This window comes from Cellulomonas sp. APG4, assembly GCF_009996735.1.
Classification (GTDB): Bacteria; Actinomycetota; Actinomycetes; order Actinomycetales; family Cellulomonadaceae; genus Actinotalea.
Map to the genome: position 1 here is coordinate 37,174 of NZ_JAACYI010000002.1, position 11,516 is coordinate 48,689.

The window sequence follows — 11,516 nt, forward strand, 5'->3', positions numbered from 1 at the left end:
CCGCGACGCACGGCCTCAGGCCGACGCACGCGCGAGATCCGGCGTGAGCACCTCCGCGAGGAAGGTGCCCGTGTGGCTCGCCGCCACCGTCGCGACGTACTCCGGCGTGCCCTCGGCGACGACCCGGCCACCGCCGGAACCGCCCTCGGGGCCCATGTCCACGACCCAGTCGGCGTTCTTGATGACGTCCAGGTTGTGCTCGATGACGATCACGCTGTTGCCCTTGTCGACCAGCGACTGCAGCACACCGAGGAGCTTGCGGATGTCCTCGAAGTGCAGGCCCGTCGTCGGCTCGTCGAGCACGTAGACCGTCCGGCCGGACGAGCGCTTCTGGAGCTCGCTCGCGAGCTTGACCCGCTGGGCCTCGCCCCCCGAGAGGGTGGGGGCGGGCTGGCCGAGCCGCACGTAGCCGAGACCGACGTCCACCAGGGTCGTCAGGTGCCTCGCGATCGCGGGTACCGCGGCGAAGAACTCGGCAGCCTCCTCGATCGGCATGTCCAGCACGTCGGCGACCGTCTTGCCCTTGAAGTGGACCTCGAGGGTCTCGCGGTTGTAGCGCGCCCCGTGGCAGACCTCGCAGGGGACGTACACGTCCGGCAGGAAGTTCATCTCGATCTTGAGTGTCCCGTCACCCGAGCACGCCTCGCAGCGCCCGCCCTTGACGTTGAACGAGAACCGTCCTGGCTGGTACCCGCGCACCTTCGCCTCGGTGGTGCCGGCGAAGAGCTTGCGGACGTGGTCCCACACGCCCGTGTACGTGGCCGGGTTGGACCGGGGGGTGCGCCCGATCGGGCCCTGGTCCACGTGCACCACCTTGTCGAGGTGCTCGAGGCCCGTGACACGCGTGTGCCGACCGGGCACCTGCCGCGCGCCGTTGAGCTCGTTCGCCAGCACGGTGTAGAGGATCGAGTTCACGAGCGTGGACTTGCCCGAGCCCGAGACCCCGGTGACGGCGACCAGGCAGCCGAGGGGGAAGTCGACGTCGATGCCCGCGAGGTTGTGCTCGCGTGCTCCGACCACGGTCAGCTTCCGGCCCGGCTGCGGGGCGCGTCGCACGTCGGGCTGCGGGATCCCGCGCCGACCGGACAGGTACGCACCGGTCACCGACTCGGCCGAGGCCAGGAGGCCCTCCAGGTCGCCCGAGTGCACGACACGGCCACCGTGCTCACCGGCCCCGGGACCGATGTCGACGATCCAGTCCGCCGTCCGGATCGTGTCCTCGTCGTGCTCGACGACGATCAGCGTGTTGCCGAGGTCGCGCAGCCGGGTGAGCGTGTCGATCAGCCGGCGGTTGTCCCGCTGGTGGAGGCCGATGCTCGGCTCGTCCAGGACGTAGAGGACACCCACGAGACCTGAGCCGATCTGCGTCGCCAGCCGGATGCGCTGCGCCTCCCCGCCCGAGAGCGTCCCGGCCGGACGCTCGAGCGACAGGTAGTCGAGGCCGACGTCGAGCAGGAAGCCCAGGCGCGCCTGGATCTCCTTGAGCACCTGGGCCGCGATCGCCCGCTCGCGCTCACCGAGCTCGAGACCCTCGAGGAAGCCACGCGCCTCGCGCAGCGGCAGGCGGCAGAGCTCGGCGATCGACAGACCGCCCACCCGGACGGCGAGCACCTCGGGCTTGAGCCGTGCCCCGTCGCAGACGGGGCACGGGACCTCGCGCATGTAGGCCTCGTACCGCTCCTTCGACCAGTCCGACTCCGTCTCAGCGTGCCGGCGCTCGATGAACGTCACGACGCCCTCGAAGCCGGTGCTGTACTGACGCTCGCGCCCCCAACGGTTCTTGTAGCGCACGTGGACCTTGTGGTTCTGGCCGTACAGGATCGCCTGCCGCGCCCGCTCGGGCAGGGCACGCCACGGCACGTCCATCGAGAATCCCAGCTCACCCGCGAGGGCGGTCAGCACGCGCTGGAAGTAGTCGGCGGAGGTCTGCGCCCACGGGGCGATCGCACCGTCGGCGAGCGTCGCCTCCTCGTCCGGGACCACGAGGTCCGGGTCCACCTCGAGGCGGCTGCCGATCCCGGTGCACTCGGGGCACGCGCCGTACGGCGCGTTGAACGAAAACGTGCGGGGCTCGATCTCCTCGAGCGTGAGCTCGTGGTCGTTCGGGCACGCCCGGTTCTCCGAGAAGCGGCGCTCACGCGCCGGGTCGTCCGGGTCGGCGTCGACCAGCTCCACGAGCAGGAGCCCGCCCGCGAGCCCGAGTGCCGTCTCGACCGAGTCCGTGAGCCTGCGCTGGACGCCGTCGCGCGCGACGAGGCGGTCGACGACCACCTCGATCGTGTGCTTGAGCTTCTTCTCGAGCGCGGGCGGCGAGCTCAGCTGGACCACCTCGCCGTCGACCCGCGCGCGAGCGAAACCCTTGCTCTGCAGCTCGGCGAAGAGGTCGACGTACTCACCCTTGCGCCCCCGGACCACGGGAGCGAGGACCTGGTAGCGCGTTCCCTCGGGAAGCTCGAGGAGCCGGTCGACGATCTGCTGCGGGGTCTGCCGGCTGATCTGCTCGCCGCAGACGGGGCAGTGCTGGGTGCCCGCGCGGGCGTAGAGCAGGCGCAGGTAGTCGTAGACCTCGGTGATCGTCCCGACGGTCGACCGGGGGTTGCGGTTCGTAGACTTCTGGTCGATCGAGACCGCGGGCGAGAGGCCCTCGATGAAGTCGACGTCGGGCTTGTCCATCTGCCCGAGGAACTGGCGAGCGTAGGCGGACAACGACTCGACGTAGCGCCGCTGGCCCTCGGCGAAGATCGTGTCGAACGCGAGCGAGGACTTCCCCGAGCCCGAGAGGCCCGTGAAGACGATGAGGCTGTCACGCGGGAGATCGAGGTCGACGCCACGGAGGTTGTGCTCACGGGCGCCCTGGACGCGAAGACGGTCGTTCACCGGGCCATCCTAGGTCGCCCCCGTCGATTCGTACAGGCGTTCGACCGACGTGTGACGCGCCTCTCCCAGGTCCCGCCGCGGCTGCGCGCCCGGAGCGCCGCCGCCACACTGGCACGATGACGGACGCCCCTGCACCACCACCGCCCGCTCCCCCGGCGACCCCGGAGGTCGACCCCTCCGACTCGACCCCGATCGGCGAGTACGCGGCGCTCGGCGACGGCCACACCGCTGCCCTCGTGTCCCGCACCGGCTCGGTCGACTGGCTGTGCCTGCCACGGTTCGACGCACCCGCGTGCTTCGCGGCGCTCCTGGGGAAGCCCGAGCACGGCCGCTGGCTGCTGACGGTGCCCGACGCGACAGACGTCACGCGGCGGTACCTCGAGGGGTCGTTCGTGCTCGAGACCACCTACCGGACGCCCGGCGGCACGGCCGTGGTGACGGACGCGATGCCGAGCGGCGACGGCCGGGCCGACATGGTGCGGACCGTGCGCTGCACGTCCGGGACGGTTCACGTCCACCACGAGTGGATCGTGCGCTTCCTCTACGGGTCGGCGGTCCCGTGGGTGGCACGGACGCACGACGTCGACGGCGTCCCGGCGATCCGCGCGGTCGTCGGCCCCGACGCACTCGTGCTGCGGGGCAGCCGGCTGCCGCACCGCGACGGTCTTCGTCACGTCGACGACATCGAGCTCTCGGAGGGGGAGCACGTCGAGCTCGTCCTCACCTGGACACGTTCGTGGGAACCCGTCCCCCGTGCGCTGCCGATCACCGACCGCCTCGACGCGACCCGGATCCGCTGGGCGCAGTGGGCGGCGGGTACCTCCTACGACGGGCCCTACCGCGAGGCCGTCGTGCGCTCGCTGCTCGTGCTGCGCATGCTCAGCGACGTCGAGACGGGTGGCATCGTGGCGGCGCCGACGACGTCGTTGCCCGAGGACTTCGGGGGCGAGCGCAACTGGGACTACCGCTTCTGCTGGCTCCGGGACGCGTCGCTCACGCTCGAGGCGCTCCTCGAGCAGGGGTACCGGATGGAGGCGACCGCATGGCGGGCGTGGCTGCTGCGCGCCGTCGCGGGTGACCCCAAGGACCTGCAGATCATGTACCGGGTCGACGGTCGACGCGACATGCACGAGCGGATCCTGGACCACCTGCCCGGTTACGCGGGCTCACGTCCGGTCCGCATCGGGAACGCCGCCGTCGACCAGGTGCAGCTCGACGTGCTGGGCGAGGTCATGTGCGCGCTGCACCTCGCGCGCGAGGCGGGCGTCACCGAGTCGAAGGACACGTGGGCGCTGCAGTGCCTGCTCGTGGACGACCTCACGCGCACGTGGCGTCATGCGGACCGCGGCATCTGGGAGGTCCGGGGGCCCGCACGCCACTTCACCCACTCCAAGATCATGGCCTGGGCCGCCGTCGACCGAGCCGTCCGCGCCGTCGAGGAGTTCGACCTGCCCGGTCCCGTCGAGCACTGGCGCGAGGTGCGCGAGCAGATCCGGGCCGACGTGCTGACCCACGGCTGGGACGCGGAGCGCGGCACGTTCACGCAGTCCTACGGCGGCAGGGGGACGGACGCCGCTCTGCTGCAGATCGTCCAGGTGGGTTTCCTCGACGCTGACGACGAGCGCTTCCGCGGCACGGTCCGCGCGATTCGCGAAGACCTCGAGCTCAGCCCCGGCCTCCTGCACAGGTACCGCGTCGAGCACGCCGACGACGGCCTGCGCGGTGGCGAGCACGCCTTCTTCGCGTGCAGCTTCTGGCTGGCGGACGCGCTGGCCCGCATGGGTGAGCTGACCGAGGCGACCGCGGTGCTCGACCGCCTCACGGGCCTCGCGAACGACGTGGGCCTCCTCGCCGAGGAGTACGACGCCCCCGGGGAGCGGATGGCCGGCAACTTCCCGCAGGCGCTGTCCCACCTGGCGCTGGTCCGCGCCGTCCACAGCCACGACCTCGCGCTGCGATCCGCTGCGCGGCAGGCCGCGCTGCGCGCACCATGAGGGTATGACGTACGACGGCGACCGAGAGGGCGGTGGCGGGCACCGACGGCTCGACGAGCTCGACGTGCGCAAGCTCACCGTCGGCACGATGGGCAACGCGACCTACCTGCTCACCGCGCGTGCCGGGGGTGAGCAGCTGCTGATCGACGCGGCGGCCGAGCCCGCACGGCTGCTGGCCCTGCTGCGTGAGGGTTCCCCCACGGCACGGCTCGACGTCGTGCTGACCACGCACAGGCACTCCGACCATCACGGCGCCCTCGAGTCGATCCACGCCGTCACCGGCGCCCGGCACGTGTGCGGTGCCGGCGACGCCGACCACGTGCCGGTGCGTCCGGACCGCCGCCTGCACCACGGCGACGTGCTGACGCTCGGGCACGTGACGTTCGACGTCGTCGCCCTGCGCGGCCACACCCCGGGCTCCGTCGCGCTCGCCTACCGCGAGCCGCGGCACGCGGTCGCCCCGGACGCGGTGCCCGGTCGTGTGCACCTCTTCACGGGCGACAGCCTCTTCCCGGGCGGAGCGGGACGCACGACCTCGTCGGCGGACTTCGCCTCGCTCATGCGCGACCTCGAGACGCGGGTGTTCGACGTCTACGACGATCGCACCTGGGTCTATCCGGGGCACGGCCGGGACACGACCCTCGGCGCCGAGCGCCCGCACCTCGCGCAATGGTGGGCGCGCGGGTGGTGACGCCCGGGCGACGTCCTCAGCCCCTCCCCCGCCCCTTGCCCGGACGGCCGTCGTGCTGACCGGGGGCGCTGCCCTGGCCCCCGCCCCTGGTGGCCTTCTCGGGGGGCCCCGACGCCTTCTCGCCGGCCCCGGCCGGGCCGCCTGCAGCCGCGCCTTCCGCACCGGTCTCGTCGGCTGCGGTTGAGCCGCCGTCGACGGTCTGCGGGCCCTCGGCCTCCCCGGACCCGCTCGAGCCCGCGCTGGTCAGCTCGACGTCACCCGTGACGGCGCCCGCGGCCGCCTCGCCGCCGGACGACGCGTCGGTCGCCCGTGCGGCGGCGAGCTCCTCCTCGGTGCGCTCGAGCGCCGCGAGCACGCTCGCGTAACGCGTCACCGAGATGTCTCCGTCGGCCGCCGCCTCCTCGAGCAGCGACCGCACGCGGACGACCGACTCGTCCGCGGCGTCCCAGCGGCCCTGGGCCGCCGCCTCCGCGACGTCCACGACCGCGGCCTGGAGGTCGTCCGCCACGTCCGCCGCGAGGTCCGCCTCGGGGCTCGCGCAGGCTCCGGCGAGCAGGAGCGTGGTCGCAGCGACGACGACGCGCCCGAGCCGGCGCGTGGTGCGGCGCGTCACGGCGTCACGCTCCGCGCGAGCTCGTCGAGCGCGTCGCCCAGCGTCCCCCCGACCTCGGGCAGGTCGGGGACCTCTCCCTCCGGCTGGCCGGCCGGACGCCCGAGGAGCACACCCAGCACGACGACGAGCACCGCGGCGGCCAGCCAGAGCACCACCGCACGCCCGTGCGGGCCCTGCGGCCCCCCGGGCTCCTCGCCCGTCGGGGCGGACGCCGCGCGCGCCCGGATGACGTCCGGGGGCAGCCGACGCGTGTCGACCGAGGGCTCCCGCGGCCGCTGGGGCGGGATCTCGAGCCCCGCGGTGCTCACGTCCTCGCCCGAGGTGCGCACGGGCACGCCGACCGCCGGGTGCGCCGCGGTCACCACGTCGCCGTCGTCCTCGACCGGGGCCCGGCGCGGCTCACCCGCGAGCACGCGCAGTCCTTCGGCGACCTCCGCCATCGTCGGCCGAGCACCCGGGTCCGTGCTGGTCATGGCACCGAGCAGCTCGCACCAGGGCCGGCCGAGAGCGCTCGGGATGCGCGGCGAGCTCGTCAGGCGTGCCGCTGCCACCTCGACGACGGTCCCGGTGAAGGCCTTCTCCCCCGTCAGGCACTCGAGCAGCACCAGACCGAGGGCGTAGACGTCGGTCGCCGCGCCCACCTCGGTCCCGGCCGCCTGCTCGGGGCTCAGGTACGTCGCCGTCCCCAGGGTGGTACCCGTCACCGTCATCCGCGCGGCGTCGGCCAGCCGGGCGATGCCGAAGTCCGCGATCTTGACCACCGGGCCGGTGGCCAGGGCGTCCTCGGGGTCCTCACGGTCCCGCGGCGCCACGAGCAGCACGTTGGCGGGCTTGATGTCACGGTGGACGACACCCGCGTCGTGGACGGCGGCGAGCGCTTCGGCGAGCTGCCGACCGACCCGGGCGGCGTGCCGGGCCGCGAGCGGACCGGTCGCGAGCAGGTCGGCCAGGGTCGGCCCCGGGACGAGCTCCATGACCAGGTAGGTCTGCACGACCGACTCGCCGGTGCGTGCGGAACCGGCGTCGTGCAGCGTCACGAGGCCCGGGTGGCTCAGCTGCGCGAGGACACGCATCTCCGCGTGGTGGCGCCTCACCTCGTCGGCGTCCGGGGTCGGAGGGAAGATCTTGAGGGCGACGTCGCGCTCGAGGACCTCGTCGTGGGCCCGGTACACCGTGGACATGCCGCCGTGGCCCAGGACGCCCTCGATCCGGTACCTGCCGTCGAGGACGACCCCGCGGGCGATCTCGAGCCCTGGGACCACGTCAGCCTCCTCGTCGGTGCACGTCGCGTGCCCGTCACCGCCCACCCCGGCACGCGCTGGCGCGCCGTGCAGCACGACTCGACGCTACGGCCGTGACCGGGGCACCGCACGTCGGGGGCACGAGTTCACCCGTTCCGGGTGTGGGGCAGGATGTCGCCATGCCGACCTACGCGATCGAGTACCGCTACGACGACAGGGACGCGCGGCGTGCCGAGCTGCGCGCCGCGCACCGCGCCCACCTGAGGGACCTGGCTGCCCGGGGCGTCCTGCTCGCCTCGGGCCCCTGGGCGGGCCCGCCGCTCGACGGCACCGCCTTGCACGCACCGGACGCGGACGAGCCCGACGCAGCTGCCGGGGCCCTCCTCCTGGTGCGCGCGGGCTCGCCGTCCGAGGCCGTTGCCGCGCTCGACGAGGACCCGTTCTGGCTCGAGAGGCTGATCACGGCACGATCTGTGCGCGCCTGGGACCCGGTCATCGGCCCCTGGGCCGAAGCCTGACCCCGTCAGGCAGTCGCGGCCTGCATCTGCCTCAGCTCCTTCTTGAGCCCGGAGATCTCGTCGCGCAGACGCGCCGCGAGCTCGAACTGGAGCTCGGCCGCTGCGCCGTGCATCTGCTCGCTGAGCTCCTGGATCAGCTCCGCGAGCTCGCTCGCGGGGACCGCGGTGAGCCGGGCCCGCTCCGACGTCGGGGAGCCGGACGCCGCCGTGCCTGCGGGGACGGGCGCGGTGCCCCGACCCGTTCCCTTCGCCTTGCGGTAGCCGCCCTTGAGGAGCTCCTCGGTGTCGATGTCCTCGCGCGCCAGCATGTCGGTCACGTCGCTGATGCGCTTGCGCAGCGGCGTCGGGTCGACGCCGTGCTCTCGGTTGTAGGCGATCTGCCGTTCACGACGGCGGTTCGTCTCCTCGATCGCCTGGCCCATGGCCGGGGTGACCTTGTCCGCGTACATGTGGACCTGACCCGAGACGTTGCGCGCCGCACGGCCGATCGTCTGGATCAGTGACGTCCCGGACCTGAGGAAACCCTCCTTGTCTGCGTCGAGGATCGCCACGAGCGAGACCTCCGGGAGGTCGAGGCCCTCACGGAGCAGGTTGATGCCGACGAGGACGTCGTACTGGCCGAGCCGTAGCTCGCGGAGCAGCTCCACCCGGCGCAGCGTGTCCACCTCGGAGTGCAGGTAGCGCACCCGGACGTCCTTCTCGAGGAGGTAGTCCGTGAGGTCCTCGGCCATCTTCTTGGTGAGCGTCGTCACCAGCACGCGCTCGTCGCGCTCGACCCGGGTGCGGATCTCCTCGAGCAGGTCGTCGATCTGGCCCTTGGTCGGCTTCACCACGACCTCGGGGTCCACCAGTCCCGTCGGGCGGATGATCTGCTCGACCACGCCGTCCGACTGGGAGAGCTCGTACGCGCCCGGCGTCGCGGACAGGTACACGGTCTGACCGATGCGCTCGACGAACTCCTCCCAGCGCAGCGGCCTGTTGTCCATCGCTGACGGCAGCCGGAACCCGTGCTCGACCAGCGAGCGCTTGCGGGACATGTCGCCCTCGAACATCGCGCCGATCTGCGGCACGGTCACGTGCGACTCGTCGATGACCAGCAGGAAGTCCTCGGGGAAGTAGTCGAGCAGCGTGTGGGGCGGAGTCCCCGGGCCACGCCCGTCGATGTGCCGCGAGTAGTTCTCGATCCCCGAGCAGCTCCCGACCTGGCGCATCATCTCGATGTCGTACGTCGTGCGCATGCGCAGCCGCTGGGCCTCGAGCAGCTTGTTCTGACGCTCGAGCTCGGCCAGGCGCTCCTCGAGCTCGGCCTCGATCCCTGCGATCGCGCGCTCCATGCGCTCAGGACCTGCGACGTAGTGCGTCGCAGGGAACACATAGCTCTCGTCCTCTGAGCGCAGCACCTCTCCCGTCACCGGGTGCAGCGTGTGGATCGCCTCGATCTCGTCGCCGAAGAACTCGAACCTGATCGCGAGCTCCTCGTACACCGGGATGATCTCCACCGTGTCGCCGCGCACCCGGAACGTGCCGCGGGTGAAGGCCATGTCGTTCCGGGTGTACTGCATCGCGACGAAACGCCGCAGCAGCTGGTCGCGCTCGATCTGGTCCCCCACCGCGAGGCGGACCATCCGGTCCACGTACTCCTGGGGCGTGCCGAGCCCGTAGATGCAGCTCACTGACGCGACGACGACGACGTCGCGGCGCGTGAGCAGAGAGTTCGTCGCAGAGTGCCGGAGCCGCTCGACCTCCTCGTTGATCGAGGAGTCCTTCTCGATGTACGTGTCCGACTGCGCGATGTACGCCTCGGGCTGGTAGTAGTCGTAGTAGGAGACGAAGTACTCGACCGCGTTGTGCGGGAGCAGCTCGCGGAACTCGGTGGCCAGCTGTGCGGCGAGGGTCTTGTTCGGCGCCATCACCAGGGTGGGACGCTGGAGCCGCTCGACGAGCCAGGCGGTCGTGGCGGACTTCCCCGTCCCGGTGGCACCGAGCAGGACGACGTCCTTCTCCCCCGCCTCGATCCGGGCCGCGAGGTCGGCGATCGCCGTGGGCTGGTCGCCTGAGGGTGTGAACTCCGAGACGACCTCGAACGGTGCGGCTCGGCGCTGCAGGTCGGTGACGGGACGCATGTCCACACCGTACGTCCCAGCACCGACACGAGCCCGACGGCGGTCGGTCCTGCCTCGGGATCGACCGTCGCGGGAGTCAGTCGAGCGTGCCGGCGCTCGTGCGTTCGTCGCCCTCGCGGGACAGCGCGAGCTCGATCGTCGCCGCGAGGGCGCGGGCTGCGTCGGCGGTCGGGAGGCCGACGGTCCCGTCGGCTGCCTGCCCGGGCACGCACGGGACGTGCACGAACCCGCCGCGCACCTGCGGCGTACGGGCGAGCAGGTGCTGGAGCGCGTAGAAGGTCGCGTTGCACACGTAGGTGCCCGCCGTGCCCGACACCTCGACCGGCACGCCCAACGCCTGGACGGCGCGGTGGGCCGCCTTGAGGGGGAGCGTCGAGAGGAACGCCGTCGGTGCGCCCGCGACGACGGGCACGTCGACGGGCGCCGAGCCGTCCGCGTCGGGGATCCGCGCGTCGATGACGTTGACCGCGACGCGCTCGAGCCCGACCGCGCCTCGGCCCGCGGCCTCCCCGACGGCGACGACGACGGCCGGCGCGTGCGCGCCGACCAGCGCGCGGAGCTCCTGGCGCGCCCGCCGGAACGACACCGGCAGGCACGCGGTGACGAGCCGACGCTCCCACCGCCACCCGGCGGCGACCGCACGGACGGCGTCCCAGGACGCGTTCGTGGGGCGGCCGTCGAACGGTTCGAAGCCCGTCAGCAGGACGGGCCCCTCCGGCACGCTCATCGCTCGCCCGCGTGAGCCGTCCACCGGGCCCAGACCTCGTCGACCTGCCGCTCGAGATATGCGACGCTGCCCGAGCCGTCCAGCACCTCGTCGGCGACCTCGAGCCGCTCGTCGTCGGCCGCCTGCGACGCCACACGCTGCCAGGCCTCGGCCTCACCCATGCCGCGCCCCTGGACCAGCCGACGCACGCGCAGCTCGGCCGGCGCGTCGACCACCACCAGGACGTCGAAGTGACCTGCCTGGCCGCTCTCGACGAGCAGCGGGATGTCATGCACGACAACGCGCGCACCGTCCGCCTCCGCGTGCGCGTCCTGCTCCGCGGCGGCCGCACGGATGCGGGGGTGCAGCAGGCTGTTCAGACGTTCTCGCGCGCGGGGGTCGGCGAAGACGATCCTGCCGAGCGCGCCCCGGTCCAGCTCCCCGAGGGGCCCGAGCACATCCGGGCCGAAAGCCTCCACCACCGCGGCCAGGCCGGCGCTTCCGGGCTCGACGACCTCACGCGCGAGCACGTCGTGGTCGACGACGACGGCTCCGAGGGCCGCGAGCCGGCGCGCCACGGTCGACTTGCCCGCGGCGATCCCGCCCGTGAGACCGACCCGCAGCGGAGGCGCCACGTCGGGAACCGGGAGCCCGCCGCTCGGATCGCTCACGTGCCCAGCGTAGGCGGTCCCGGCAACGACGACCGACGGGCGGCCACCCCGTGGGGTGACCGCCCGTCAGGACGTGCGCCGC

General features: G+C 72.7%; 9 protein-coding genes. 3 read left to right on the plus strand and 6 right to left on the minus strand.

Annotated features, from left to right (window positions below; genetic code table 11):
- Positions 1-15: 15 nt before the first annotated feature.
- On the minus strand, positions 16-2,877 hold the full coding sequence (uvrA, locus tag GXB85_RS02280; protein WP_161916023.1) for an excinuclease ABC subunit UvrA: 2,862 nt from the start codon (positions 2,875-2,877) through the stop codon (positions 16-18).
- 116 nt (positions 2,878-2,993) lie between these two features.
- On the opposite strand from uvrA, the gene GXB85_RS02285 reads away from it, so the two are divergent.
- Positions 2,994-4,871 carry a glycoside hydrolase family 15 protein gene (locus GXB85_RS02285; protein ID WP_161916024.1) on the plus strand — a complete coding sequence of 626 codons (1,878 nt, stop codon included), beginning with the start codon at positions 2,994-2,996 and terminating at the stop codon, positions 4,869-4,871.
- A 4-nt stretch (positions 4,872-4,875) separates the two neighbouring features.
- The gene (locus tag GXB85_RS02290) at positions 4,876-5,562 is read left to right on the plus strand and encodes an MBL fold metallo-hydrolase (RefSeq protein WP_161916025.1); all 687 of its coding nucleotides are present in this window, start codon (positions 4,876-4,878) and stop codon (positions 5,560-5,562) included.
- 16 nt (positions 5,563-5,578) lie between these two features.
- On the opposite strand, the gene GXB85_RS02295 is transcribed toward GXB85_RS02290, so the two are convergent.
- Complete coding sequence (locus GXB85_RS02295; protein ID WP_161916026.1) at positions 5,579-6,175, minus strand: hypothetical protein; 597 nt, start codon at positions 6,173-6,175, stop codon at positions 5,579-5,581.
- A complete protein-coding gene (locus tag GXB85_RS02300; RefSeq protein ID WP_161916027.1) occupies positions 6,172-7,512 on the minus strand; it encodes a serine/threonine-protein kinase in 1,341 nt (446 codons plus the stop codon). The genes GXB85_RS02295 and GXB85_RS02300 overlap by 4 nt, the downstream gene beginning before the upstream one ends.
- A gap of 83 nt (positions 7,513-7,595) precedes the next feature.
- On the opposite strand from GXB85_RS02300, the gene GXB85_RS02305 reads away from it, so the two are divergent.
- Complete coding sequence (locus GXB85_RS02305; protein WP_161916028.1) at positions 7,596-7,934, plus strand: YciI family protein; 339 nt, start codon at positions 7,596-7,598, stop codon at positions 7,932-7,934.
- Between the two features lie 5 nt (positions 7,935-7,939).
- Here the strand turns inward: GXB85_RS02305 and uvrB are convergent, their stop codons facing one another.
- The 3 genes from uvrB to coaE all read right to left on the minus strand — a co-directional run bounded on the left by uvrB (position 7,940) and on the right by coaE (position 11,434).
- Positions 7,940-10,057 carry an excinuclease ABC subunit UvrB gene (gene uvrB / locus GXB85_RS02310; protein ID WP_161916029.1) on the minus strand — a complete coding sequence of 706 codons (2,118 nt, stop codon included), beginning with the start codon at positions 10,055-10,057 and terminating at the stop codon, positions 7,940-7,942.
- Positions 10,058-10,133: 76 nt separating this feature from the next.
- Positions 10,134-10,784, minus strand: coding sequence for a pyroglutamyl-peptidase I (locus GXB85_RS02315; RefSeq protein ID WP_161916030.1), 651 nt, complete (start codon positions 10,782-10,784; stop codon positions 10,134-10,136).
- The gene (gene coaE / locus GXB85_RS02320; RefSeq protein ID WP_370523950.1) at positions 10,781-11,434 is read right to left on the minus strand and encodes a dephospho-CoA kinase; all 654 of its coding nucleotides are present in this window, start codon (positions 11,432-11,434) and stop codon (positions 10,781-10,783) included. Before coaE ends, GXB85_RS02315 begins: the two co-directional genes overlap by 4 nt.
- Positions 11,435-11,516: the final 82 nt, after the last annotated feature.

Coding starts and splice junctions, on each gene's coding strand:
- GXB85_RS02285 (WP_161916024.1), top strand. CDS start 2,994: ATGACGGACGCCCCTGCACCACCACCGCCCGCTCCCCCGGCGACCCCG.
- GXB85_RS02290 (WP_161916025.1), top strand. CDS start 4,876: ATGACGTACGACGGCGACCGAGAGGGCGGTGGCGGGCACCGACGGCTC.
- GXB85_RS02305 (WP_161916028.1), top strand. CDS start 7,596: ATGCCGACCTACGCGATCGAGTACCGCTACGACGACAGGGACGCGCGG.
- uvrB (WP_161916029.1), bottom strand. CDS start 10,057: ATGCGTCCCGTCACCGACCTGCAGCGCCGAGCCGCACCGTTCGAGGTC.
- GXB85_RS02315 (WP_161916030.1), bottom strand. CDS start 10,784: ATGAGCGTGCCGGAGGGGCCCGTCCTGCTGACGGGCTTCGAACCGTTC.